This is a genomic window from Delftia sp. WSY_7 (genome assembly GCF_043104845.1).
Classification (GTDB): domain Bacteria; phylum Pseudomonadota; class Gammaproteobacteria; order Burkholderiales; family Burkholderiaceae_C; genus Comamonas; species Comamonas tsuruhatensis.
In genome coordinates, this window is record NZ_JBICLB010000034.1 from 498,743 (window position 1) to 524,360 (window position 25,618).

Genomic DNA, 25,618 nt, shown 5'->3' on the forward strand with positions numbered 1-25,618 from the left:
CGCTGCCACCCGCTTGAGGCCTCAGATCACGCCCTCGCGCCGCAGCCTCTCCTGCTGCTGCGCATCCAGCCCCAACGCCGCATAGATGCATGCATTGTCCTGGCCTGTGGCCGGGCCGCTGCGGGGCGAAGGGGCCTGGCGGCCCGTGAAGCGTGGCACGGGCGCGGGGGCGGCGAGGGGGCCCAGGTCGGGGTCGGGCAGGGTGATGAAGCTGCCGCGTGCCGCGAAATGCGGGTCCTGCAGCACGTCCTGGGCCGAACAGACCTTGCTGAACGGAATGTCGTGCGCGGCCAGCGCGGCCATGGCCTGGGTGCAGTCCAGGCCTGCGCACCATTGCACGATCAGCGCATCCAGCGCCTGCAGGTGGCGGATGCGCGCGGCGTTGTCCGCAAAGCGCGGGTCGGCGGCCAGGTCGGCGCGGTCCATGGCCTGGCACAGGCGCGTGAAGATGGCATCGCCCGTGGCGACCACGGTGAGCCAGGCGCCGTCGCGCGTGCGGTAGACGTTGGAGGGCGCCGTGTAGCCCGCGCACGATCCCGTGCGGCTGCGTGCCTGTCCGCCCAGCTGGTACTCGGCCGCCAGCGGGTCCAGCAGGCGCAGCATGGCTTCGGTGGCCGACAGGTCGATCTCCACGCCGCGCCGTTCGCCAGGCGGCTGCGCGTTGCGCTCGGCCAGTGCGGCCGCGATGGAGAAGGCGCCGAACAGGCCGGCCACGGCATCGCCCAGCGGGTAGTTCATGTGCTGGGGCGGGCCGCCCGCCTCGCCCGTGAGGTGGGCGAAGCCGCTCATGGCCTCGAAGATGCGCGCAAAGCCCGGCCGGCGCGCATAGGGGCCGGTCTGGCCGAAGCCCGTCAGGCGCAGCACGATGAGGCGCGGGTTGCGGGCATGCAAGGTGGCCAGGTCCAGCCCCCAGCGGTCCAGCGTGCCGGTGCGGAAGTTCTCCACCAGCACGTCGAAATCCTCGATCAGCCGCAGGAACAGCATGCGGCCCTCGGCCTTGCGCACGTCCAGCGAGATGCCCTGCTTGCCCCGGTTGGCGGTTTTCCAGAACACGGCGTGGCCGTCGTGCACGGGGGCCAGGCTGCGCAGCGTGTCGCCGCCGCCGGGCAGCTCCAGCTTGACGACGTCGGCGCCCAGGTCGCCGCACAGGGTGGCCGAGAAGGGGGCGGCCAGCACCGTGGCCATGTCGAGGATGCGCACACCCTCCAGCGGATAGCCTTGGCGCTGCATCAGTTGCCTTTCAGGTCCACGTTCTTCAGCACGGGCTCCCAGGCGCGGCGGTCTTCGGCCACGCGCTGGTGGAAGTCTGCCGTCTGTGTGGGCAGCGGCGTGGCACCCAGGCGCGCCAGCTTGTCGCGTGTCTCGGGCAAGGCCATGGCCTTGGCCAGCGCCTGGTTGAGCGTGGCCACGATCTGCTGCGGCGTGCCCTTGGGCGCGGCCAGGCCCACCCACAGGCCGGTGTCCAGCCCGGCCACGCCCAGCTCGGCAAAGGTGGGAATGTCGGGCGCTGCGGGCGAGCGGCTCTTGCCGGTCTGCGCCAGGATGCGGATCTGCCCGCCCTGCATGTAGGGCAGGGTGCCGCCCAGGTTGTTGCACATCACCGGGATGTGGCCGGCCATGAGGTCGTTGACGGCCGGGGCGTTGCCCTTGTAGGGCAGGTGCTGCATCTTGGTGCCGAGCCGGTGGTTGACCATCTCGCAGACCAGGTGCGAGGGCGTGGCCGTGCCGAAGGACAGTGTGCCGGGCCTGGCCTTGTCGGCCGCCACCAGTTCGGCCAGCGTGCGGTAGGGGGTCTTGGCGTTGACGGCGATGACGTTGGGCAGGTCCGCCACCAGGCCGATGTACTCGTAGTCGGTCAGCGGATTCCACTTGAGGTTGGCGTGCACATGGGGCAGGAAGACATTGCTCAGGCCTGCCATGAGCAGGGTGTAGCCGTCGGGCGCGGCGCGGGCCACGAGTTCCGAGCCGACCAGGCTGCCCGCGCCCGGCTTGTTCTCCACCACCACCGGCTGGCCCAGGGCCTTGCCCAGTTCCACCGACAGCGCTCGGGCCACGAGGTCGGTGCTGCCGCCTGCGGGAAAGGGAACGATCACGCGCACGGGCCGATCGGGAAAAGCCGCTTGGGCCGTCTGTGCCGCTTGGGCAGCCTGCGCGCAGGCACACAGCGCGGCCAGCAGGCCCAGGTTGGCCAGGTGCTTCGAGGTGAGGGAGCGTGTCATGGGGGCCTCCGGTGTCAGGCGCTCTCGCGCAGCATGAGCTTGGCGATGTTGAGCTGGTGGATCTGGCTGGTGCCTTCGTAGAGGCGGAACAGGCGCACGTCGCGGAAGTAGCGCTCGATGGGGCTGAAGTCGGCCACATAGCCCGCGCCGCCGAACATCTGCACGGCGCGGTCGGCCACGCGGCCGCACATCTCGGAGGCGAAGTACTTGCACATGGAGGCGGACAGCGCCACGTCCTCGCCCCGGTCGCGGGCGCGGGCGGCCTCCAGGATCATGGATTGGGCCGCGAAGATCTCGGTGCGGCTGTCGGCCAGCATGGCCTGCACCAGCTGGAAGTTCGCCACCGGCTGGCCGAACTGCTCGCGCTGGCGCACATGGGCCAGCGCCAGGTCCAGCATGCGGATCGCCGGCCCCGTGCACAGCGCTGCCAGGTGCAGGCGCTGCTTGTTGAGCACCTTCATCACGGTCTTGAAGCCCTGGCCCTCGCGCCCGCCGATGATCTGGTCGGCCGGCACGCGGCAGTCCTGGAAATGCACGTCGGACACGGGCGAGCCCGCCTGGCCCATCTTGCGATAGGGCTGGCCTGTCACCAGGCCCGGCGAGCGTTCCACGAAGAAGGCCGTCAGCCCCTCGCTGCCCGTGCTGCCTTCGCCGGTGCGGGCGATGACGGTGAACACATCGGCCAGCGGCGCATTGGTGATGAAGCGCTTGCTGCCGTTGAGCACATAGTGGTCGCCCTCGCGGCGCGCCGTTGTCTGGATGTTGCTTGCCTCCGAGCCCGCGTCCGGCTCGGTCAGCGCCAGGCAACCCGTGAGCTCGCCGCGCGCCATGCGCGGCAGCCAGCGCTGCTTTTGCGCCTCGGTGCCGTCGGCCACGAGGGCTTCCGAGCCAATGCCGGTGTTGGTGCCCACGCGGGCCCGCAGCGCCACCGAGGCCTGGGACAGCTCGAAGGCGCAGCGCACCAGCTCCTCGGTGCTCAGGCCCAGGCCGCCATGGGCCTGGGGAATGCTCCAGCCGAAATAGCCCTTGTCGCGCAGCTCCTGGACCACGGCGGGCGGAATGCTGTCGTCGCGCTCGATCTGCTCTTCGAGCGGATGCCAGCGGTGGCGCACGAAATGGCGGATGTCTGCAATCAACGCCTGCAGGCGGGCGTCGGCGGGTTGGGGGGTGGGGGCTTGGCTCATGGGCCGCACTGTAGGAAGCGCGGGCACCAGGGCTGCAATGCAGTTTCAAATATTGAAATGCAGTTGCGGCTTTGCGGCCGTGGTCCGCACAATCGCTACGTGCCCCACACCCCCATTGCCCACCAACCCAAGGACTCGCAGGATGTCTGCCGCATCCGCGAGCAGGACCCGTATTTCGCGGGCACGCTGGCCAAGGGGCTGATGATCCTGCAGTGCTTCGTCAGCGACCCGCGCCCGCATGCCAACAGCGAGCTGGCCCGCCGCCTGGGCCTGCCGCGCCCTACCGTGTCCAGGCTGTGCCGCAGCCTGCAGACCATGGGCTACCTGGACCATGACGAGCGGCTGGACCGCTACTTCGTCGGCCCGGCCGCCGTCGCCCTGGGATACCCCTATGTGATCAACACGCCGCTGCTGGGGCCTTTGCGCCTGCCCATGCAGGCCCTGGCCGACCGCGTGAAGGGGGCGGTATCGGTGGGCGTGGTCATGGACCTGGATGTGGTCTACCTGGACACCTGCGCCTGGGAAGGCGGCACGCTCAAGCGCCCCGGCGTGGGCGCGGTTCGCGGCGTGCTGGAAACGGCCATGGGCCGGGCAGGGCTTGCCCAGCTCGATGCCGGGGAACTGCAGCGCTTCCTGGACCGCGTGCGCAGCCAGCGGCCCGAGGAATACGCGCGCTGCAGGGACAACGCCAGCGAAAGCCTGGCGCACTATGCCGCCCGGGGCTTCGCGGTCAACATGGGCGACTCCGGCCTGGGCGTGTGCGCGGTGGGCGCGGCCTCCCGCATCCGCTACGGGTCTCGCCGGCTGCTGTTCAACTGCGCCGTGCCGGGCCTGCGCATGCCGGCCCGCACGCTGATCCGGGATGTGGGCCCCCAGTTGGCGCAGTTGGTGGCCCTGTGCGACCGGCTGCCCGTGGACCGCTGATCTGCGGGCCTGGCGCTTCAGAAGGCGGCCAGCACGATGCCGATGGCCAGCAGCACGCCGAAGGAGATCCAGCCGTTCTTCTGGTCCAGGCCACCGATCTGGCGCAGCGCCTCTTCGCGCGCAGCGCCCACCAGGCCCCTCTGGTTGATCTGCTGTATGCGCGTGACCAGCCACTGCAGGTAGGTGCGCTTGACCGTGAACGAGATGGCCACCGCGATGCCGAGCACGCGGCCCGCGCCGCCCGTGCCGGGCATCAGCAGGTTGATGATCAACAGGGTGATGAAGGCCACCACGGCATAGGCGTAGACGCGGCGGGCAATGGCCCAGGACACGCCCATGAAGGGAATGGCCGTCCAGCAGGGACTGAGTGCGGCGAAGAATCCCTTTTTCCCGCCGACCATGCGCTCCCACAGCGGACGGTATTTGTCGGCATTCGGGCCGATGGCGGTCTCCATATCGGACCACTCGATTCCCGTCAAGTCCATTTTGGTGATGAGCAGCGCCTTGAATTGTTCTTTCAAGGGCATGGAATTCAATAGGTTGGGTGTATCGCTCATGGTTTTCCTTGTTGAATGAGGCGGGATTCCGGGCGTGATGGTCTGGATGCCGCAGCGGGCGCTGCGCGCAGGGCTGTTGTCTCGAAAGAGGGCCCCTGTCTCTGGACGGGCGCCATTCTATGGGGAGATACATGGGAAATGGCAAGCCCAATGGATTGGTTTGCAATGGAAAATGAATGAATGCGCTCGTGAGAAATACAGTTTTTTACATATTCAATGCCATGGGCTGTTATTTCCTCATTGGCCGGATGGCGAATTTTCGTGGCGAGTTGATTCAACCTGATCCATCTTTCATTGGGGATTCATATGAATATGCATATCGCGCCGGATGCAGCGAATGGGATGGGCCTGGGGGCCAGGTGCATTGCCATGGACGGGAATCGGGCTCGCACAACGGGTGTGCCGTCCTTCGTGCAGGCGCTTCGCTGCGGGGCCGCGCAGGGGGCCCGGCAGGCCGGGGCAGCGCGGGGCCGATAGCCGAGCGCAATGCCCGTATTGGCCGCAGGGCGCTGCCGCTGCAGGCCGTGCCGCGCGACAATGGCGGCCTAATGTCATCCCCTACTTCTTCCAAACCGTCCCGGCCCGGCGCCGACGAGGCGGCCGCGCCCTCCGCGCGCCCTGTGCTGCGCCGCCCCGAAAAGCCACAGGCCGAGCCGGCTGGCGATGCCCGCCGCCCCTCTGGTGGCGCAGGCAGATCTGCGGGCGCACGCGGCCCGCGCAACGACCGCAACGACCGCAATGAACGCGGCGGGCGCAATGAACGCTACGAGCGCTCCGACCGCCGTGACGCAGGCCCTCGCGGCGATGCCCGTGATGCGGCGCCCCGCGGCGACGCCCGTGATCAGCGCCCGCGCAGCAGCGGTTTCGGCCGTGCCGAGGACCTGGACCGTTCCCAGCCGCGTGGCGACTGGCGTGGCCATGGCGGCGGCGAAAACCGTGCCCCGCGCGAGCAGCGCGATCCCCGTGATGCGCGTGACACGCGCCATGCGGGCGACATGCGCGACTCCCGTCCCCCGCGTCCGCCCCGCCCGGATGATCGCCGCGACCGGCCCTATGGCCAGCGCGACGAGCGTCCGCGTGATGGGCAACGTGACGGCCCCCGGGAGGGCGGCTTCCGTGATCGCCCCCGTGACGACGCCCGGGGTCCCCGCCGTGATGACGCCCGCGGCCCGCGCCGCGATGCGCCGGCCCAGGCCGAACCCGCCTACCGTCCGCTCAGCGGCATCCGCACCTACCGTCCCGCCGACGGTGGCGCCAGCCGCGAGATTCCCGTCAAGCGTGCCCCCGCGCCCGTGCAGGAGCAGGTTCCGGGCGCCGTGCGCATCAACAAGCGCCTGGCCGACATGGGCCTGTGCTCGCGCCGCGAGGCCGACGAGTGGGTGGACAAGGGCTGGGTCCGCGTCAACGGCGAACTCGCCGTCATGGGCCAGAACGTGGTGGCCGCCGACCGCATCACGGTCGAGCGCGAGGCACGTGACCGCCAGGACCAGCAGGTCACCATCCTGATCCACAAGCCCATGGGCTACGTCAGCGGACAGGCCGAGGATGGCCACGAGCCCGCCGTGGTCCTGGTCACTCCCCAGAACCACTGGAACCAGGACACCAGCCGCACGCGCTTCAACTTCGCGCAGCTCAAGGGCCTGGCGCCCTGCGGCCGGCTGGACATCGACTCCGTGGGCCTGCTGGTCATGACCCAGGATGGCCGCGTGGCGCGCCAGATCATTGGCGAAGACTCGGAGATGGACAAGGAGTACCTGGTACGCGTGACCTACGGCGACCGCGACATCGACGTGCAATCCGTGTTCCCGGCCGAGCAGCTGGCACGCCTGTGCCATGGCCTGTCGCTGGACGGCGAGGCACTCAAGCCCGCCAAGGTGGACTGGCAGAACCCCGAGCAGCTGCGCTTCGTGCTGACCGAAGGCAAGAAGCGCCAGATCCGCCGCATGTGCGAACTGGTGGGCCTGCGCGTGGTGGGCCTCAAGCGCATCCGCATCGGCCGCGTGACGCTGGGCAATCTGCCTGTGGGCCAGTGGCGCTATCTGGGTGCACACGAGAATTTTTAGCACCCCCTGAGCGGCTGCGCCGCTTCCCCCTCTCTCGCTTCGCGGGAGGGGGACGGCACCCTCGGTGCGGGACGGCCCTTCCTCGGTGCCCCTGATTTGGGCAGCGACGGTTTTGAGCTCGTGTTTAGAATGCGAACCATTCTCAAACGAGCTTCAGCGCTGCGGCACGCCAGTCCGGGGCGCGTCCGTCTTTTCATGCGCGCACCGGCCGATCCTGTACACACCCTCTATGTCGAACACCACGGCTGGCTGCAAGGCTGGCTGCGCCAAAGGCTGGGCAATGTGTTCGAGGCTTCCGATATCGCGCACGACACTTTCGTCAACGTGATCACCTCGGGCATGGCCGGCCGCATCGAGCAGCCGCGCCCCTTTCTGGCCACCGTGGCTCGCCATCTTGTGATCCGCCAGCACCGGCGCCGGCTGCTGGAGCGCGCCTATCTCGACACCCTGGCCCTGCTGCCGGCCGAGCTGGCTCCCTCGCCCGAGGAGCGGCTGATCGCGCTCGAATCACTGCAGGCCGTGGACCAGGCGCTGGACGCGCTGGCGCCCAAGGTGCGCGAGGCCTTCCTGCTGGCCAACCTCGAAGGCCTGAGCTATGCGGACATCGCCACGCGCCTGGGCGTGTCCATGACCAGCGTCAAGCGCTACCTGGCCCAGGGCTATGAGCGCTGCTTCGTGCTGGCGCTGTCCTGATGGCGCCGGTGCCTCCTTCCGATCCTCGGCGCCTGTCCAGCGCCACGCCGCTACCCGGCAGCAGTATCCAGGCGCCCCAGGCGCTGGGCCGGCCCTTGCCGGCCGGCGTGGCGCGGGCGGCGGCCGGCTGGTTTGCGCTGCTGCAATCGGGCCAGGCCTCGGCCGCCGACCGGGCGCGCTGGCAGCGCTGGCTCGATGAAGACGCCGACCATGGCCGCGCCTGGGCCCATCTGCAGGCCGTCACGGGCGCGCTGACGGGGCTCAATCCCGGTGGCGCGGGCTATCGCGGCCTGTCCGCTGCTCCCCGGGCTGCGCGGCGGCGCCTGCTGGGCCTGTTCGCGGGGATGGGCACGGCGGCGGGCGCGGGCTGGCTGGCCAGCCGCACGCCGCAGTGGCAGCAGATAGCGGCCGACTACTCCACCGGCACGCAGCGCCGCCGCTGGAGCCTGCCCGACGGCACGGACATGCTGCTGGGCCCCGGCAGCGCCGTGGCTTTGCAGTTCGACGGCAGCGAGCGCCGGCTGCGCCTGCTGGCCGGCGAGGCGCTGTTCACCACCGGTCATCCCGCAGGTGCGCTGGGCGATCTGCCCTTTGTGGTGGAGACCGCCCACGGCCGCGTGCGCGCCCTGGGCACGCGCTTCATGGTGCGCAGCAGCCAGGCAGGTGCGCGCGTGGCGGTGTTCGAGGGCGCCGTGGAGCTGCGCCCGGCCGGCACAGGCGCATCCGCACGGCGCCTGCAGGCGGGCGAGGCCATGGACTTCACGCGCACGGGCTGGGGCACGGTGCAGCCGGCCGGCCCTGCGGATGACGCCTGGAGCCGGGGCCAATTGTGGGTGGACAACCAGCGCCTGGACGACTTCCTGGCCGAGCTCAACCGCTACCGCCCCGGCTGGCTGCACGCCGATCCGGCCGTGGCCGGGCTGCGGTTCTCAGGCGTGTTCCCGCTGGACGAAGGCGGCATCGATGGCACGGACGCCGTGCTGGCCATGCTGCCCGGTGCGCTGCCCGTGCAACTGCGCTGGCGCACGCGCTGGTGGGTGGTGGTGGAGCCTGCGCAGGTGCGCGGCTGAGGCTCTTTCTTCCTTTTCGCTTTTTTTGCGCCGGGGGTGACCCGATTTCCCGCGCCGCGCTTCCTTGTTTCCGAGAGCTTTGATTTTCGACATCGGAACACAGGGAGAACCCAGGACCATGCAACCCCTTTTCATGCCCCGCCCCGCGCTGGCGCTGGCCATCGCGCTCATGCCCGCCGCCGTGCTGGCCCAGGCCCAGCGCAGCTATGACGTCGCTGCCGGCCCGCTGGATGCCGCCTTGCGCAGCACGGCCGCCCAGGCCGGCGTGGCCCTGATCTTCACGGCCGAGCAGACGGCCGGACAGCGCAGCGCGGGCCTGCGCGGCAGCTATACGGTGGAGGGCGCCTTCGAGGCGCTGCTGGCCGGCACCGCCTGGCAGGCCGTGCGCCAGGCCGGCGGCGGCTATGCGCTGCGGCGCGTGGAGCAGGTGGCGCCCGTGGCGGCCGCCGGTGCCACGCTGGCCACGGTCAACGTGACGGCCGCTGCCGAGCGCAGCGCGGTCTCCGAAGGCACGGGCTCCTACGCCACGCGCCAGTCCAGCACGGCCACACGGCTGGGCCTGTCGCAGCGCGAGACGCCGCAGTCGGTCAGCGTGGTCACGCGCCAGCTCATGGACGACCAGGGCCTGACCAGCCTGCCCGAGGTGCTGGAGAAGACGCCCGGCATCACCGTGGGCCGCAACGACAGCGAGCGCACCACCTTCTACTCGCGCGGCTATGCCATCGAGAATTTCCAGTTCGACGGCGTGCCCAACACCATGGACTCGGCCAACCAGTACACGACCTCGCTGGCCGACAGCGCCATCTATGACCGCGTGGAGGTGGTCAAGGGCGCCACAGGCCTGCTCACGGGCGCGGGCTATCCGTCGGCCGTGGTCAATCTGGTGCGCAAGCGGCCCACCAAGACCTTCCAGGCCTCGGCCGAGGCGGCCATCGGCAGCCATGACCGGTTGCGCGGCGTGGGCGACATCTCCGCGCCGTTGACCGAAGACGGCCGCGTGCGCGCCCGCGTGGTGGCCGTGGCGCAGAACGCCAGGTCCCATGTGGACGACTACAGCCGCAACGTGCGCAGCCTGTACGGTATCATCGAGGCCGACCTGGGCCCGGGCACCGTGGCCAGCCTGGGCATTGACCACATGCAGACGCGCGCCGACGGGGCCAGCTTCGGCCACATCCCGCTGTTCTTCAAGGATGGCAGCCGCACGCACTTCCCCACCTCGCTCAACCCTGCGGCGCGCTGGTCGTACTGGGACAACGACAGCACCAACGTGTTTGCCGAACTCAAGCACAGCTTCGGCAATGGCTGGAAGATGGACCTGTCTGCCAGCCGGCTGCGCCAGTCGCGCGACGTGGAGGTCGGCGTGGCAGCCCACGGCATGGTGGACCCGGTCAGCGGCCTGGGCATCAACATGCTGTCCAACAAGATTCCCACCGATGCCACCACGCAGGCCGTGAATGCGGCGCTGTCCGGGCCGTTGCAGCTGTTCGGGCGCGAGCATGAGCTGTCGTTCGGCGCCAGCTGGTCGCGCCAGCGCCGCCATGCGCCCGGCTACAGCAATGCCTACGGCCCCGTGGGCAACTACTTCGAGTGGGACGGCCAGGTGCCCCGGCCCGATTTCCAGCTGCGCAACCACCGCATGACGCGCATCGTGGAAAAGGGTGTCTTCGGCGCCGCGCGCCTGCGGCCCACGGACGATCTGTCGGTGATCCTGGGTGCGCGCGTGAGCTGGTACGACATGCTGGACGACACCACGGGCCTGAGCGGAAGCTACGTCGTGAACAACGCGCTGCGCGTGGCGCACAAGACCGTGCCCTATGCGGGCGTGGTGTATGACCTGAACCGCCAGCTGTCGCTGTACGCCAGCCAGACCGATATCTTCAATCCGCAGACCTACTACAAGGACGCTGCCGGCAGCCCGCTTCCGCCGCTCACGGGCCGCAGCCGCGAAGTGGGCGTCAAGGGCGAGTTCCTGGACGGCCGGCTCAACGCCTCGCTGGCGCTGTTCCACATCCAGCAGCGCAATGCCGCGCAGTACGTCAGCGCCAACCCGCAATCCGGGGAAGAGGTCTATGCGGCCATCGACGGCGTGACCAGCAAGGGCGTGGAGATGGAGGTGTCGGGCAGCATCACGCCGGCCTGGAACATCTACGGCGGCTACACCTACCGCACTTCGCGTGCGCCGGCCCAGCCCGACGTGATCCTCAGCGCGGTCAACACGAACCAGCCGCGCCACCTGTTCAAGCTCAGCACCAGCTACCGTCTCAACCCGCAGTGGACCGTGGGTGGGTCGCTGGCCTGGCAGAGCCTGACCTACTACCAGCAGTCCGCCGCTCCCTACGCGCGCGCCGACCAGCGTGCCTATGCGCTGGTGGGCCTGATGGCGCGCTACGACGTGGACCGCCAGTGGTCGGTGACGCTGAACGTCAACAACCTGTTCGACAAGACCTATATGCCGGGCCTGGGTTCGTACGGCACGGGCGTGTATGGAGATCCGCGCAATGTGCTGGTCACGGCCCGCTACAGGTTCTGATGCGGCTGCCTGGCGGCTGTGCCACTAGGCCTGCGACCACATCCGCAACAGGTTGTGGTACGTGCCGGACAGCGCGGATAGGGCGGGGTCGCCCGGGTGGCGCAGCGTCAACTGCTGGATCTGCTGGTCCAGGTCGAACAGGAGGCGGCGCTGCTCGTCCGAGGCCACGAGGCTGTGGGTCCAGAAGAAGCTGGCGTAGCGCGTGCCGCGCGTGACGGGGTTGACGCGGTGCAGGCTGGTGCCGGGGTAGACGATGGCGTCGCCTGCGGCCAGCTTCACGCTCTGGTGGCCGAAGGTGTCTTCCACGACCAGTTCGCCGCCTTCGTATTCGTCGGGCTCGCTGAGGAAAACGGTGGTGGAGACATCGCTGCGCACCTTGATGGCCGTGCCGGGGATGGTGAAGATGGCGTTGTCTATGTGGTTGCCATAGGTGCCGCCGCCTTCGTAGCGGTTGAAGCGCGGCGGCAGCACCTTCAGCGGCAGCGTGGCCGACATGAACAGCGCGCTGGCCCCCAGCCTGTCGAGGATGAGGTTGCCTATCGCCTGGCCGGCCTGGCTGTCCAGCGGCAGCTGCAGGTTGGCCTTGACCTGGGCCGCCAGGGGGCCGGCCGTGGCGCGGCCGTCCTGCCACGGGGCCTGCTCCAGCGCCTGGCGGCACTGGCGCACTTCGTCGGGGCTGAGCAGGGCGGGTATGCGGAGCATCATGGCAGGCGGTCCTCAGGGGCGGAATCAATGAGTGTCCCGCAAAAAAGCCCCGCAGGCGGCGATGGCCTGCGGGGCTTTGCGGTGATCTGCGCAGCGTCAAGCCGCTGCGCGTTCGCCCGGGGCGATCAGCAGATCAGTACGTCCACTTGAGCGAGGCCACGGCCGAGCGGCCTGCCGCCATGGTCGCGTAGTGGGGCGAACGCACGCCGCTGTAGTAGACCTTGTCGCCCAGGTTGTACAGGTTCAGCTGCACGGTCAGGTTGCGGTCGATCTGGTAGGCCACCATGGCGTCGTAGCGCGCATAGCCGCTGGCGCCCTTGGTGACGATGCCGCCATCCACGGTGGAGCGGATGTAGCTCTGGTTTACGCTGCTCTGGGCATAGATGCCCAGGCCCACGGTCAGCTTGGCCATGGGCTTGTAGCTGGTCCACAGGCTGAAGCTGTGCTTGGGCGTGTTGGGGAAGGGCTGGCCGTTGGCCACGTTGCCTGCGCCTGCGTTCTTCTGCTCGCTGTCCATGTAGGTGTAGCCGCCGAAGACGCTCAGGCCCGGCAGCACGCTGCCCGTGAAGCCCAGCTCCACGCCGTTGACCACCTTGTTGCCGCCCATGTAGGTGACGCCGTTTTCGGTGATGCGCGCATTGGTCACGTCGTTGCGGAACAGCGCGGCGGTCAGCGCCAGGCGCTTTTCCATCAGGTCCCACTTGGTGCCCAGCTCGAGCGAGCGGGTCTTCTCGGGCGCCAGGTTGGCCAGCTGGTCGGTGGAGATGCCCAGGTCCTCGTTGCCGTTGCCCAGCATGGAGCCGCCGGGGCGCGAGGAGGTGCCGAGACTGGCGTAGATGCTGCCGTTGGTGGCCGGCTTGTAGACCAGGCCCAGCTGGTAGTTGAAAAGCGTGTCCGAACGGCTCAGGTCATAGGCCGGCGTGTTGCGGCCGGCGGGGCCGGAGGCGCTGAGCTTGTAGTGGTCCATGCGCAGGCCGGCGTTGAGCAGCCACCGGTCGTTGAACTTGAGCGTGTCGAAGCCGTACAGCGCCACGGTGTCGATCTTGTTGTGGCTGGGGTCGCCCAGGGTCACGGGCAGGTTCCACAGCGGGCTGCTGTCCGGGTTGTTCAGCGAGGCGCACCACAGGCTGGCGGCCGTGCAGGTGGTGTTGGTGGTCTGCAGCGCGGCGGTGCGGGACTCGGCCTTTTCCTTGGACAGCTCCAGGCCGAAGGCGTAGCTGTGGCCCACGCTGCCGGTCTGTGCCTTGCCCGTGAATTCCGACAGGTTCTGCAGCGTCTTGATGTCGGCCACGCGCGCATTGCCGCGGCGGAACACATAGCCGTTGATGACATTGCCCTTGCTGTCGTCGGGCTGGGTCCACAGGTAGTCCTGTTCGGACTTGCTGTAGCGCAGGCTGTTGCGGAACTTGTTCGTGTCGGTGAACTTGTGCTCCACGGTGGCCGTGAACAGGTCGCTCTTTTCCTTCTCGTAGTCGCGGCTGGTCAGGCCATACCAGTTGTCGCGGTTGCTGCCGTAGGTGGGACGCACCACGCTGCCGCCGGGCAGGCCGGCGGCCGCCGTGCTGGTGTACAGGTAGGGCACGCCGCCATCGGGAATGTTGTCGGTCTGCAGGTGCTGCCAGGACAGCGAGACCTCGGTGGGCGTGCCCATGCCGAAGGTCACCGTGGGGGCGATGCCCCAGCGCTTGTTCTCGGGGCCGCTGCGGCCGGGAACGTCGGCGTCGTGCACCATGGCGTTCAGGCGCAGGCCCACGCCTTCGCCCAGCACGCGGTTGGCGTCGATGGTGGCGCGCCGGTAGCTGTCCGTGCCCAGGCCCACGTCGCCGCTGATGAAGTTCTCGTTCCTGGCCTTCTTGGTCACCAGGTTGATGGAGCCGCCAGCGCCGCCACGGCCTGCATAGGCCGAATCGGCACCCTTGATGACCTCCACCGATTCCAGGTTGAACACTTCGCGCGTACCGGCCGCGATGTCGCGCATGCCGTCCACGAAGGTGCTGGCCTGGGCATCCATGCCGCGGATGAAGGGCTGGTCACCCGAGGGGTTGCCGCCTTCGCCGTTGCCGAAGGTGATGCCGGGCGTGGACCGCAGGGCTTCCTGCAGGCTGGTCGCGCCGGTCTGCTTGATGATTTCCTCGTTGATGACCTGCACCGTCTTGGGCGTGTCCACCAGCGGGGCCGTGAACTTGGCCGAGGAGGCGTTGTCGGTCTTGACGGGCGCTTCGGTCGAAGACGTCACGTTCACGGTGCCCAGCGTGGTGCTGGCCTGCGCAAAGGCCGGGGTGCCAGCAAGGCACAGGGCAGCGGCAAGGGCCAGCTGGGTGAGGTTCGCGGGGGGGAGGATTTGTTGGATTTTGCTCATGTTCACTCCGATGAAAGCCCGCGGATTGTTATTGCGAATCACTAGTGTTCGGTTTCTGCTTCGTAAAGTTGGCCTGTTTGCCCTGGGTAAAAGTCCTTCGCGTTGCCGCCATGCAACAAACGAAAACCGTGTTTCACCAAAGGTCCAATGAAAACGCGGCTGCTGCCGGACGAAAAAAAAGCGGCTGTCGCCAGCCGCCGGGGTTTGCTGCGGGGCGCCTGCTGCGCCCGTGCCTGGCCTTACTCGTCGGCCGGATTGGACAGCAGGGCCTTGTAGATCACGGCGCCGATCAGCGCGCCCACGATGGGGGCCACCCAGAACAGCCACAGTTGCGAGACGGCGATCTCGGGACCGAACAGGGCCGGGCCCGTGCTGCGCGCGGGATTGACCGAGGTGTTGGTCACGGGAATCGAGATCAGGTGGATCAGCGTCAGGCACAGGCCGATGGCCAGCCCGCCAAAGCCGGCTGCCGCGCGCTTGGCCGTGGCGCCCAGGATGACCAGGATGAAGAAGGCCGTCATCACCACCTCGGTGACCAGGGCAGCCGTCATGCCGTAGCCGCCCGGCGAATGCGTGCCGAAGCCGTTGGTGGCAAAGCCGCCGATGTCGGCACCGGCCTTGCCCGTGGCGATCACGTAGAGAATGCCTGCGCCCGTGATGGCGCCCAGCACCTGGGACACGACGTAGCCCGGCAGCTCGCTCCAGGCAAAGCGCCCGCCCATGGCCAGGCCCACGGAGACGGCAGGGTTGAAGTGCCCGCCCGAGATGGGACCGAAGGCATAGGCGCCGGTGACCACCGTCAGGCCGAAGGCCAGCGAGACGCCGACCAGGCCGATGCCCACCTGCGGGAAGGCGGCGGCCAGCACGGCCGCACCGCAGCCGCCCAGGGTCAGCCACAGGGTTCCGAGGAATTCTGCGGACCATTTTTGAACAGAGCTGTGCATGGGAAATCTCCTGAAACAGGCCCGCCGCTGCGCCCGGGCCCTGCGCGCACTGCCCGCCGAATGGCGGAAAGTGGCGCAGTTATAGCGCTGCGCCTGGCCTGCCGAGAGGGCAAGAAAGTGAACAATCGTCCACAGCCTGCGTCGCCACAGGGGCGGCGGGCTCTTGAAATTGCATCCGCCGACCCGAGATGAGGGCTGATTTTTTCCCTGTTGTGAACCCATAGGACATAGGACACTGTCTGCATGAGCAAGCAAACCCATTCTTTTCAGGCCGAAGTTGCACAGCTGCTGCACCTGGTCACGCATTCGCTGTATTCCAACCCCGAGATCTTCCTGCGCGAGCTGGTCTCCAACGCATCGGACGCCTGCGACAAGCTGCGCTTCGAGGCGCTGAACAATGCCGCGCTGTATGAAGACCAGCCCAACCTGGAAGTGCGCGTGTCCTTCGACGCCGCCGCCAAGACGCTGACCATTGCCGACACCGGCATCGGCATGAGCGAGCAGGAAGCCATCGACAACCTGGGCACCATCGCCAAGAGCGGCACCAAGGCCTTCATGGAAAAGCTGTCGGGCGACCAGAAGTCGGACTCGCAGCTCATCGGCCAGTTCGGCGTGGGCTTTTACTCGGGCTACATCGTGGCCGACAAGATCACCGTGGAAACACGCCGCGCGGGCCTGCCGGCCGCCGAAGGCGTGCGCTGGACCAGCGGCGGCACGGGCGAGTTCGAGGTCGAGCAGATCGAGCGCCCCCAGCGCGGCACCAGCATCACGCTGCACCTGCGCCCCGAGGCCGAGGAGTTCCTCAATGCCTGGAAGATCAAGCAGGTCATCGGTAAGTACTCCGACCACATCAGCCTGCCCATCCTCATGGAAAAGGAGGAATGGAAGGACGGCGAGAACGACCAGCCCGGCGCCATGGTCAAGACCGGCGAGTGGGAGACCATCAACAAGGCCAGCGCGCTGTGGACGCGTCCCAAGAAGGACATCACGGCCGAGCAGTACCAGGACTTCTACAAGGCCATCAGCCACGACTTCGAGAACCCGCTGACCTGGAGCCACAATCGCGTGGAGGGCAACACCGAGTACACGCAGCTGCTGTTCATTCCGGCCAAGGCACCGTTCGATCTCTACAACCGCGACAAGAAGGCCGGCGTCAAGCTCTACGTCAAGCGCGTCTTCATCATGGATGACGCCGAGGCGCTGATGCCCGGCTACCTGCGCTTCGTCAAGGGCGTGATCGACTCGGCCGACCTGCCGCTGAACGTCAGCCGCGAGCTGCTGCAGGAAAGCCGCGACGTGCGCCTGATCCGCGACGGCTCCACCAAGCGCGTGCTGTCCATGCTGGAAGACCTGGCCAAGCACGATCGCCACGAGGCCGGCGAAGGCACGGACGGCGTCACCGACGTGGTCAGCGAAGAGGACAAGGCCAAGGAAGGCAAGTACAGCCAGTTCTACGCCGAGTTCGGCGCCGTGCTCAAGGAAGGCCTGGGCGAGGACTTCGCCAACAAGGAACGCATCGCCAAGCTGCTGCGCTTTGCCTCCACCAGCCAGGAAGACGCCATGGTCTCGCTGGCCGACTACAAGGCCCGCATGAAGGAAGGCCAGGACGCGATCTACTACATCACGGCCGACTCCCTGACGGCAGCGCGCAACAGCCCGCAGCTCGAAGTCTTCCGCAAGAAGGGCATCGAAGTGCTGCTGATGGCCGACCGCGTGGACGAATGGGCCATGGGCTACCTGACCGACTTCGACGGCACGCCGCTGCAGTCCGTGGCCAAGGGCGCCGTGGACCTGGGCAAGCTGCAGGACGAAGAGGAAAAGAAGGCCGCCGAGGAAGCGGCCGAAGCCTTCAAGCCCCTGCTGGCCAAGCTCAAGGAGGCGCTCAAGGACAAGGCCGAGGACGTGCGCGTGTCCACGCGTCTGGTCGACTCGCCGGCCTGCCTGGTGGTGCAGGACGGCGGCATGAGCCTGCAGCTGGCGCGCCTGCTCAAGCAGGCCGGCCAGCAGGCGCCGGACGCCCGCCCCGTGCTGGAGGTCAACCCCGAGCATCCGCTGGTCAAGAAGCTGGACGGATCGGTGCATTTCCATGACCTGGCCAACATCCTTTTCGACCAGGCCGTGCTGGCCGAAGGCGGCATGCCCGAGGACCCGGCCGCCTACGTCAAGCGCGTGAACGCTCTTCTCGCGTGAGTTCCTCACAAGGATCGCCCAGGCGCATTCCATAGGCCTCAGTGCCTGCTCACTGTCGTGCCAGCGCACGGCAGACAAGCCTTCCAAGCCGGTGCCAGCCAAGCTGCCACCGGCTTTTTCACGTCTGCAATCCGTGAGGAAAACCGGTAGTCGTCGGTGGACTCACGGAAAACTCACAAATTCTTCTAAATACTCACTTTTGTCAAAAATTCCAGATCATATTTACTTTTGGTAATAAAGAACCATCATGCCTCCCTTTGGTGCGTCCGGTTGTCGGCTTTTTGACAGAGCTGTTCCAGCCGGGCACCCCGTGCGTCCGTGCCTGCGGCATTCGGCGCTGTCAACGAAGCAAAAGAGAGGTTTGTATGGCTTTCACGAGAAAGGGCTGGCTGGCGCGTGCGCTGCTGTCCGGCGGCTTGCTGGCAACAGCGGCTGCCGTGGCGGCGCCGGCCGATACCGACATCTTGGTCAACCAGGATGGTCTCTATGACGGACAGGACGCATCGGCAGGGCCTGCCGGTGGCACCTTCACCTATGTGGCCAAGGTCAGGCACAACAACATCGGTCCCGACGCCGTAGGCGTCACCCTGACCGAGGTGCTGCCCGTGGGCGCCGTGTTCCAGGGCTACAGCAGCAGCCCGGGCGGCATCACCTGCACGGCACCGGCTGCCGGCACGGTGCTCACCGCAGGCAACAACACGCTGGTCTGCAACATCGGCAACCTGGCGCCCGCCGATGGCTTCAAGTCCGTGGGCTTCGAGGTCATCCTGCCGACCGTCGGCACCAACTGGCGCGCCGTGGCCAGCGCGCGCATGGCCTCGCCCGACTACGACAACGACCAGAACAACACGCAGCTGGACCGCAACTTCACCACCACCGAGGCCGCCGATCTGGCCATCGCGATGGCGGCTCCCGCCAGCGTCGCCAACGGCGGCGCCTTCCAGTACGTCATCGACGTGCAGAACAAGGGCCCGTCCGAGGTCCCCGCCGGTGGCCGTACCGTGGTGCGTTTCCCCGTGCCCAACGGCGCCGTGGTCACGGGCGTGCCCTCAGGCAGCGGCTGGAGCTGCACGCCGGCCTCGGGCTATCCGCTGATCTCGGGCGAGCTCAACTGCACGCGCGGCGGCCCGGTGCTGCCAGGCGCCGTGCTGCCAGCCATCACCGTGCCGGCCATCGCCAACATGAGCGGCACCATTGCCGGCGCTGCCAGCGTCAAGGGCTACAAGGACGCCAGCACGGAGATGCCCGACGGCCAGTCCGGCAACAACACCGCCAGCGCCGCCGTGGTCTCCAGCGGCAGCGAGTTCGTGGATGTCTCGCTGCGCAAGCAGGTGGCGCCCACGGTACTGGATGCGCTGCAGGCGACCGAGGTCACCTACACGCTGCAGCCGCGCCGCGAAGGCGGCTCCCTCGTGCCGCGCGATCTCACCGTCACCGACACCCTGCCGGCCGGCGTGACCTTCATGGGCTTCGACGGCAGCACGGCGCCCTGGAACTGCGGCCACAACAGCGGCACCATCACCTGCACCCACGCGGGCGAGTACCCGGTGGCCGGCTACGCCAACATGCAGGCCATCCGCTTCAAGGCCAGCGTGGCTGCGGGTGGAACGCCGGGTGCGCAACTGGTCAATCAGGGCGTGATCGGGGTTCCACCCGAACTCAACGAGCCCAACAAGACCAACAACACCGATAGCGCGGCGGTGAGCTTCAGCAACGATGCACGGCTGCGCCTCGTCAAGGCCGGCCCCAGCCGCCCGGTGCTGGCGGGTGAGGAGTTCCAGTACACGATCACGGTGACCAACAACGGTCCCATGCCTGTGCTGCCGAATCAGCTGATCACCGTATCCGACAACCCTGCGGACAACCGAATGACCGTCATCGGCATGTCCGGTGCGGGCACCGGCGCGGGTGACTGGACCTGCGCCGCCCAGAGCTGCACCTCGACCGCGGGCCTGGCCGTGGGCGCCAGCCGCCGGATCACGGTCAGGGCCAAGGTCACGCTGGCTTCGGGCCATCTGGACTTCACCAATAACGCCTCCGCTGGCGTGATCGGCCGGGACAATGCATCGGCCACCACCTCCGCGACCGTCACCGTGTCTGCCGACAAGGTGGATGTGGGCATCGTCAAGAGCGTGGTCAGCCCCGTGCCGCCGGCTGCCATCAAGAGCGGTGAGGAGGTCACCTACCAGCTGGTGGTGAAGAACCACTCGGCCAGCACGACGGTGACGAATGTCCGCGTGCGCGACGCGCTGCAGTCCCTGGTCAAGCAGACCGACGGCGTGCGCATCGTGGGCGGCAACCCGGTGGACGAGGCCGGCAATCCCGTGCCGTACACCTACCCGGGCGGCGGCTTTGTCTCCAGCCGCATCGTCTCCGGCGCCAACGCCAGCTGCGGCACTCCTTCGGGCGGCGTCAACAGCGAGACGCGCGATCTGACCTGCGACATCACCTCCATGGCCCCGGAGGCCGAGGTGGTGATCGAGGTCAAGATCCGCCCCAAGCGCGCCACCACCGGCACCTATGCCAACGCGGCCTCGGCCCAGTCCCTGGACATCCATGACGCCGATCCCGGCAACGATTCCTCGACGGCCAGCATCACCGTGCAGGCCATCGCGGAAATCGCCGCGCAAAAGCAGGTCTCGCCCAAGGTGGCGGCTGCGGGCGAGCCGCTGACCTATACGGTCACGGTGCCCAACTACGGCCCCTCGTCGGCCGCCAATGTCACGCTCAAGGACGTGCTGCCTGCAGACGCCATCTTCATCGGCACGCCCACGGTCTCCGGCGGCGGCACCTGCACTCCGGCTGCCACCGATGGCGTGCAGGGCGGAACGCTGGAGTGCGCCTGGGCCAATCCGCTGCCCACAGGCGCGCAGTACACCGTGACCTACAAGATGCGCTCGCGCGGCGATCTGGCGGCTGACACGGAGATCCTCAACACGGTCGCCGTCGACACCACCACCGAGGAACTGACCAAGGCCAACAACCAGGCCGAGGCCAAGGCCCGGCTCAAGCGTGCCGAGCTGGATGTGAACATCAGCATGCGCCACACGGCGGACGGCCTGGTGCTGGGTGAGGACACCGAATACACCATCACGGTGACCAACTCCGGCCCCTCCTACGCCACCCAGGTGGTCGTGACCGACAAGTTCCCCGCATCGGGCTCCACGGCCACCTTCAGCTACCAGAACGGCCTGGCGCTGGCCGGCATTCCCGGCGCCTCCGCATCCTGGTGCGGCGTGCAGCCGGCGCTGAACGCGACCAGCGGGCCTCTGCAGTGCACCATCCCCTCGCTGGCGCCGGGCCAGAGCATGACCATCAAGTTCAAGATGCGTGCACAGACCCTGCCCGACAAGGCTTCGGGCGGCACCATCTACCACGAGGCCTCGGTCAAGCCCTTCGAGACGGAATGGCTGAGCAATGGCGGCGATGTGATCGTCAACAACATCACCACCGACCGCACCTCCACCAGCCGCCAGGGCAATGCCGTGGACCTGGGGATCGGCAAGCAGGGCCCCGCCGGCCCGCTGGACGATGGCGACACGGCCAGCTACACGCTGACCGTCACCAACTACGGCCGCGATCCGCAGTCGCCCGCGGGCGGCTCGGTGACCGACGTGCTGCCCGCCGGGCTGGAGTTCGTCTCGGCCTCGGCAGGCTGCAGCTATGCCAGCGGCACGCGCACCGTGACCTGCAGCGTGCCGCAGCTGGCCCAGGGCGGCACGGCCGTCTTCACGCTGGAGACCAAGCTGGACAAGCCCTACAAGGGCGCCCGCCCGCTGGTCAACTCGGCAACGGTCTCGGTGCCCGGTGACGGCAATCCCGACAACGACAAGAGCACGACCACCACGCCGCTCAAGCCGGGGCCGGGCGGCACGGCCAGCATTCCCACGCTGTCGCAGTGGGGCCTGATGCTGATGTCGTCCCTGCTGGCGCTGATGGCACTGGGGACCATGCGCAGGCGCGAGCGTCGGTGATGCGCCCGTGACGACAAGGGCCGGTGGCGTGATTCACGCACCGGCCTTTGTCGTCTTTGAGCGGTCCGAAGATAATGCGAGCCTATAGAGGGACACTGTTTCGCAACCGCCAGGTCGCAAGCCCGGCAACCAACACTCCAAGACCTGCCATGCTGCGTTTCTTTCTGATCTTTCTGGCCATCCAGCTGACGATGTTCGGGCTGAACCTGCTCAGTTGGGTGCAGCAGCACATCGTGCTGCCCTGGACGGCCTTCCTGGCGCACATCTGCGCCTCGCTGGTGACCTGGTTCGACAGCACGGCCTCGGCCACGGGCAAGGTGCTGTGGAACACGGCCACGGGCTTCGGCGTCTCCATCGAGGCCGGCTGCAACGGCCTGGAGGCCTACATCGTGCTGTTTGCCGCCGTGATGGCCTTCCCCTCGTCATGGCGCCAGAAGCTGGCGGGCCTGCTGGCCGGCTTCGTGGCCGTGCAGGCCATCAACGTGCTGCGCGTCATCAGCCTGTTCTACCTGGGCCAGTGGAGCACCACGGCCTTCAACTTCGCGCATGAGTACCTCTGGCAGGCGCTGATCATGCTGGACGTGCTGGTGTTCTGGCTGCTGTGGGTGCGCTGGAGCGGCCGCAAGGCGCCGTCGCAGGATGACGGCGGCCAGCCGCCGCTGCCGCCCGCCGCTGCAGCTTCCGCCGCCGTGGCCGCCTGAGGAGCAGGCCATGATCGGACGCAATCCCATCTCGCGCTTCGCGGCCCTGGCCATGGGCGGCATCGTGGTGCTGACCCTGGCCTGGACGCTGGCGGCCGGCTGGCTGGCCGTGCCGGTGTCCGGCATGAGCAAGTGGGTGCTGGAGAACGCCGCCAACGGCTGGGTGCAGCGCGTGGACCTGGAGACGCCCCGCAACCTGGTCGTCAATTCCTCGGTCCAGGTCTCCAACGAGCAGACCGGCTGGCGCCGCGCCGAGGCCATCGTCGAGGTCGATCCCGCCCGCTACGGCTACGGCCTGCCGGTGCTGGTGGCCATGCTGCTGGCGGCCTGGGGGCCGGGCCGGTGGTGGCGCATCCTGGTGGGCTATGTGGCGCTGCTGCCCTTGCAGACCTTCAGCGTGGTCTCGCAGGTGCTGATGCAGCTGTGCCTTGCGGCGCGGCTCGACCTCAACGTGCTGGGCATACAGACATGGCAGCTGGAGGCCATCGTCTACGCCTACCAGATGGGCGGGCTGATGGTGCCCACGCTGTGCCCGGTGCTGCTGTGGCTGGCGCTGGACATGGGCTTTGTGCGCCGCGTGCTGCTGCCGGCCTGGAACCGCAGCCGGGCGCCTGCCGCCGCGCCCCAGCCCATGGTGGCGCCCAAGCCCTCGGCCTGGCGCCAGACCGATGGCGCCGCCACCTCCACCGGCCACCCGCTGGTGTCTTCCAGCAGCGCGGCCACCCTGCCCAAGGCCAAGGCCACCAGCGGCACGCCGCAGCGCTGAAGGCCGTGCGCGGCCGTCTTCAGGCCTGAGCGGGCATGGGCGGCAGCAGGCCGCGCTCGGTGATGAAGTCGATCACCTCGCGCAGGCCCTTGCCGCTTTTCACGCTGCCCATCACATAGGGCTTGTGGGCGCGCATGCGCTGCGTGTCGGCTTCCATGATGGACAGGTTGGCGCCCACGTAGGGCGCCAGGTCGGTCTTGTTGACCACCAGCAGATCGCTCTTGGTGATGCCGGGGCCGCCCTTGCGCGGAATTTTCTCGCCGCCGGCCACGTCGATCACGTAGATGGTCAGGTCCGACAGCTCGGGGCTGAAGGTGGCGGCCAGGTTGTCGCCGCCGCTTTCGATGAAGACGATGTCCGCCTCGGGAAACTGGCGCAGCATGCGGTCCACGGCCTCGAGGTTGATGGAGGCGTCCTCGCGGATGGCCGTGTGCGGGCAGCCGCCGGTCTCCACGCCCATGATGCGCTCGGGCGGCAGGGCCTCGGCCACCGTCAGCAGGCGCTGGTCTTCCTTGGTGTAGATGTCGTTGGTGATGACCACCAGGTCGTAGTGGGCGCGCATGGCCTTGCACAGCATCTCCAGCAGCGTGGTCTTGCCGGAGCCGACCGGGCCGCCGATGCCGACGCGCAGCGGGGGGAGTTTCTTGGTGCGGGTGTTCATGGTGGACTTGGGGTGAGTGATCAGGACCGGAAGAGCCGGGAGTACTGGTGTTCGTGCCGCGCCTGCAGCACGCTCCATTGGGGCAGCATGGTGTCCAGCCGGGGCGGCGCCTCGCTGGCGCGGCGGCGTGCCTCGCCCACGACCTGCTCCAGCAGCGGATGCAGGGCCAGCAGCAGGCTCTGGCCCGCCACCTGGCCCAGTGGCACGGCCTTGATGGCGGCGGCCACCTGGTTCTCCAGCCAGGCAAAGCCATAGGCCAGCAGGGCATGGTCCTCGTCGGCATCCACGGCGGCGCAGGCGCAGGCAAAGGCCGTGGGATAGGCCAGGCCAGGGGTGTCCACCAGCGCGCCCAGTTGTGCGATGCGGGGCGCAAAGGCCTCGCCGCCCCAGGGCACGGAGCGCAGCAGGCTGTGCAGCGACCAGCCCATCTGCAGCGTCTCGGCACGGGCCTCACGGCTGTCGCGGCTGGCAATGAACCATTGGTTCCATTCGTGCACTGCCCCTTCGTCGCCTGCGCTCCAGGCCCGGCGCAGCAGCAGCCACAGCGGCGCCTCGCAGCGTGCAAAGCCGTGGGCCAGCGCATCGGCAATCCAGGTGCGCGCCGTGCCGGCGTCCGTGACCAGGCCGTGCTCGATGGCGGCCTCCAGCCCCTGCGAATAGCTGAAGCCGCCCACGGGCAGCTGGGGCGATGCCAGGTGCAGCAGGGCGCACAGCCCCTGTATCGACAGGTCAGCCATGCGGATGGTCGTGGCCGTGCCCGTGTCCGCAGCAGCCTTTGTGATCATGGTCATGGCTGTGGTCGTGGCCATGTTCATGCCCGTGGGAATGATCGTGTGAATGGCCGTGTGCGTGCCCATGGTCATGCAGCGCATACACGCTCTGCGCCAGTGCCTGGTCCTCGGCAAAGCTGGCGTCATGGCCGTGGCGGTGGCCGCCGCCATAGGCGCCGGCCTCGGGCTCGAAGGGCGCATCCACCAGGGCCACCTGCGCACCCAGGCGCAGCAGCATGTCGTGCAGCACGGGGTCGTTTTCCAGGTGCAGGTGCGTGGGCGTGACCTCCACCGGGATATGCCGGTTGCCCAAGTGGTAGGCCGCACGCAGCAGGCCCAGCGGCGTGGCCGCCGTCACGCGCAACACCGCCTGGGGCGCCGCGCGCACGGCGACCAGGCTGCCATCCTCGGCCACCAGCACGTCGCCGCCGCGCAGCACGCTGCCGCGCGCCAGCACCACGGCCAGCTCGCGCCCCGTGGAGTCGATGGCCGCAAAGCGGCTCTTCTGGCGCATGTCCCAGTCCAGTTCCAGCGTGGCGGCGCGCCTGACCAGCACGGCGGCAAGGCCCCCGCCCTGGGGCATGTGTTTGTTGACGGTGAGCATGAATTGTTTCGTATTAACGTTCGTTATAACATTGCGAGGTCAATGACTTCCCTGGAGATTCCATCATGACCACTCTCAAACTCACCCAGGTCGGCAATTCCGTGGGCTTGATCCTGCCCAAGGAGATTCTGGCGAAGCTGAACCTGGGCAAAGGCGACACGGTGTATCTGACCGAGGTCGCCGACGGTGGCATCAAGCTTTCTCCGTATGACGAGGACTTCGGGCAGCAGATGGATGCAGCGCGCCTGATCATGAAAAAGCGGCGTGGTGTTTTGCGTGAGCTGGCGAAATGACCGGGAACATGCAGGTTTGGGTCTGGCTCAGCGAGGCCGTCATGCTGGCTGTTCACGAAGAGCAACTGACCGAGCATGGTGGCCCGGCGGGCGTGCGTGATGCCGGGTTGCTGGCATCCGCCCTGGCCAGGCCACGCCATCTGGCCGCTTATGGGGCGCCTGATGCGGCCGAGCTGGCAGCCAGCTATGGCTTTGGCATCGCGCGCAACCATCCCTTTGTGGATGGCAATAAACGCACAGCCTTTGTGGCGACCGAGCTGTTTCTCCATCTCAATGGCTGGGAATTGACGGCGGGTGACGAGTCTTGTGTGCTGACCATGGTGGCCTTGGCCGCAGGCGAACTGGACGAGGCCGGGTTCGCCCTCTGGATACGTGAGCACGGTGCGCCCTTGCCCCGCTGACCCCATTGCT

General features: G+C 68.0%; 21 protein-coding genes. 11 read left to right on the forward strand and 10 right to left on the reverse strand.

The genetic code is table 11. The features are described from left to right. Positions 1-21: 21 nt before the first annotated feature. From ACF8ME_RS17065 to ACF8ME_RS17075, 3 genes are read right to left on the reverse strand one after another with little or no spacing between them, the layout of a single operon-like run. Positions 22-1,230: a CaiB/BaiF CoA transferase family protein gene (locus ACF8ME_RS17065; protein ID WP_392417499.1), complete on the reverse strand. Its 1,209-nt coding sequence runs from the start codon at positions 1,228-1,230 to the stop codon at positions 22-24. Next, positions 1,230-2,219 carry a Bug family tripartite tricarboxylate transporter substrate binding protein gene (locus tag ACF8ME_RS17070; protein ID WP_392417502.1) on the reverse strand — a complete coding sequence of 330 codons (990 nt, stop codon included), beginning with the start codon at positions 2,217-2,219 and terminating at the stop codon, positions 1,230-1,232. The genes ACF8ME_RS17065 and ACF8ME_RS17070 overlap by 1 nt, the downstream gene beginning before the upstream one ends. A gap of 14 nt (positions 2,220-2,233) precedes the next feature. Then, positions 2,234-3,403 (reverse strand): acyl-CoA dehydrogenase family protein, encoded by a 1,170-nt coding sequence (locus ACF8ME_RS17075; protein WP_392417504.1) that lies wholly within the window; start codon positions 3,401-3,403, stop codon positions 2,234-2,236. A 57-nt stretch (positions 3,404-3,460) separates the two neighbouring features. Here ACF8ME_RS17075 and ACF8ME_RS17080 point away from each other — a divergent pair, with 57 nt between their 5' ends. Beyond that, a complete protein-coding gene (locus ACF8ME_RS17080; RefSeq protein WP_392417507.1) occupies positions 3,461-4,327 on the forward strand; it encodes an IclR family transcriptional regulator in 867 nt (288 codons plus the stop codon). A 17-nt stretch (positions 4,328-4,344) separates the two neighbouring features. Here ACF8ME_RS17080 and ACF8ME_RS17085 read toward each other — a convergent pair whose 3' ends face one another. Further along, complete coding sequence (locus ACF8ME_RS17085) at positions 4,345-4,884, reverse strand: hypothetical protein (protein WP_074920645.1); 540 nt, start codon at positions 4,882-4,884, stop codon at positions 4,345-4,347. Positions 4,885-5,432: 548 nt separating this feature from the next. Here ACF8ME_RS17085 and ACF8ME_RS17090 point away from each other — a divergent pair. From ACF8ME_RS17090 to ACF8ME_RS17105, 4 genes are all read left to right on the forward strand, one after another. Next, positions 5,433-6,947 (forward strand): pseudouridine synthase, encoded by a 1,515-nt coding sequence (locus ACF8ME_RS17090; protein WP_392417511.1) that lies wholly within the window; start codon positions 5,433-5,435, stop codon positions 6,945-6,947. A 195-nt stretch (positions 6,948-7,142) separates the two neighbouring features. Then, positions 7,143-7,640: a sigma-70 family RNA polymerase sigma factor gene (locus ACF8ME_RS17095; RefSeq protein WP_392417513.1), complete on the forward strand. Its 498-nt coding sequence runs from the start codon at positions 7,143-7,145 to the stop codon at positions 7,638-7,640. Then, positions 7,640-8,710, forward strand: coding sequence for a FecR domain-containing protein (locus ACF8ME_RS17100; RefSeq protein ID WP_392417516.1), 1,071 nt, complete (start codon positions 7,640-7,642; stop codon positions 8,708-8,710). The genes ACF8ME_RS17095 and ACF8ME_RS17100 overlap by 1 nt, the downstream gene beginning before the upstream one ends. Before the next feature lie 118 nt (positions 8,711-8,828). Further along, complete coding sequence (locus ACF8ME_RS17105) at positions 8,829-11,240, forward strand: TonB-dependent siderophore receptor (RefSeq protein ID WP_392417518.1); 2,412 nt, start codon at positions 8,829-8,831, stop codon at positions 11,238-11,240. A 24-nt stretch (positions 11,241-11,264) separates the two neighbouring features. Here the strand turns inward: ACF8ME_RS17105 and ACF8ME_RS17110 are convergent, their stop codons facing one another. From ACF8ME_RS17110 to aqpZ, 3 genes are all read right to left on the reverse strand, one after another. After that, on the reverse strand, positions 11,265-11,945 hold the full coding sequence (locus ACF8ME_RS17110; protein ID WP_017407189.1) for a Fe2+-dependent dioxygenase: 681 nt from the start codon (positions 11,943-11,945) through the stop codon (positions 11,265-11,267). Positions 11,946-12,078: 133 nt separating this feature from the next. Beyond that, the gene (locus tag ACF8ME_RS17115) at positions 12,079-14,304 is read right to left on the reverse strand and encodes a TonB-dependent receptor (RefSeq protein ID WP_392417522.1); all 2,226 of its coding nucleotides are present in this window, start codon (positions 14,302-14,304) and stop codon (positions 12,079-12,081) included. 239 nt (positions 14,305-14,543) lie between these two features. After that, positions 14,544-15,248 (reverse strand): aquaporin Z, encoded by a 705-nt coding sequence (gene aqpZ, locus ACF8ME_RS17120; RefSeq protein WP_016446578.1) that lies wholly within the window; start codon positions 15,246-15,248, stop codon positions 14,544-14,546. A gap of 243 nt (positions 15,249-15,491) precedes the next feature. Here aqpZ and htpG point away from each other — a divergent pair, with 243 nt between their 5' ends. The 4 genes from htpG (at position 15,492) to ACF8ME_RS17140 (ending at position 22,879) form a co-directional block, all read left to right on the forward strand. Further along, the gene (htpG, locus tag ACF8ME_RS17125; protein WP_017407192.1) at positions 15,492-17,438 is read left to right on the forward strand and encodes a molecular chaperone HtpG; all 1,947 of its coding nucleotides are present in this window, start codon (positions 15,492-15,494) and stop codon (positions 17,436-17,438) included. Between the two features lie 365 nt (positions 17,439-17,803). Further along, on the forward strand, positions 17,804-21,412 hold the full coding sequence (locus ACF8ME_RS17130) for an IPTL-CTERM sorting domain-containing protein (RefSeq protein ID WP_392417524.1): 3,609 nt from the start codon (positions 17,804-17,806) through the stop codon (positions 21,410-21,412). Between the two features lie 149 nt (positions 21,413-21,561). After that, entirely contained in the window at positions 21,562-22,113 is a 552-nt protein-coding gene (gene xrtH / locus ACF8ME_RS17135) for an exosortase H (protein ID WP_071954271.1), read from the forward strand. A 10-nt stretch (positions 22,114-22,123) separates the two neighbouring features. Then, the gene (locus ACF8ME_RS17140) at positions 22,124-22,879 is read left to right on the forward strand and encodes an exosortase H-associated membrane protein (protein WP_012203109.1); all 756 of its coding nucleotides are present in this window, start codon (positions 22,124-22,126) and stop codon (positions 22,877-22,879) included. 19 nt (positions 22,880-22,898) lie between these two features. Here ACF8ME_RS17140 and ureG read toward each other — a convergent pair whose 3' ends face one another. Genes ureG through ureE form a run of 3 tightly spaced genes read right to left on the reverse strand, consistent with a single transcriptional unit; the run spans position 22,899 to position 24,914 of the window. Beyond that, positions 22,899-23,540 (reverse strand): urease accessory protein UreG, encoded by a 642-nt coding sequence (gene ureG, locus ACF8ME_RS17145; protein ID WP_016446573.1) that lies wholly within the window; start codon positions 23,538-23,540, stop codon positions 22,899-22,901. 20 nt (positions 23,541-23,560) lie between these two features. After that, a complete protein-coding gene (locus ACF8ME_RS17150; RefSeq protein WP_046986757.1) occupies positions 23,561-24,277 on the reverse strand; it encodes an urease accessory protein UreF in 717 nt (238 codons plus the stop codon). Continuing rightward, on the reverse strand, positions 24,270-24,914 hold the full coding sequence (ureE, locus tag ACF8ME_RS17155) for an urease accessory protein UreE (RefSeq protein ID WP_046239194.1): 645 nt from the start codon (positions 24,912-24,914) through the stop codon (positions 24,270-24,272). The genes ACF8ME_RS17150 and ureE overlap by 8 nt, the downstream gene beginning before the upstream one ends. Before the next feature lie 65 nt (positions 24,915-24,979). Here ureE and ACF8ME_RS17160 point away from each other — a divergent pair, with 65 nt between their 5' ends. Both ACF8ME_RS17160 and ACF8ME_RS17165 read left to right on the forward strand, forming a co-directional pair. Continuing rightward, a complete protein-coding gene (locus ACF8ME_RS17160; RefSeq protein WP_016446570.1) occupies positions 24,980-25,207 on the forward strand; it encodes an AbrB/MazE/SpoVT family DNA-binding domain-containing protein in 228 nt (75 codons plus the stop codon). Beyond that, positions 25,204-25,608 carry a type II toxin-antitoxin system death-on-curing family toxin gene (locus ACF8ME_RS17165; protein WP_043789307.1) on the forward strand — a complete coding sequence of 135 codons (405 nt, stop codon included), beginning with the start codon at positions 25,204-25,206 and terminating at the stop codon, positions 25,606-25,608. Before ACF8ME_RS17160 ends, ACF8ME_RS17165 begins: the two co-directional genes overlap by 4 nt. Positions 25,609-25,618 lie beyond the last annotated feature (10 nt).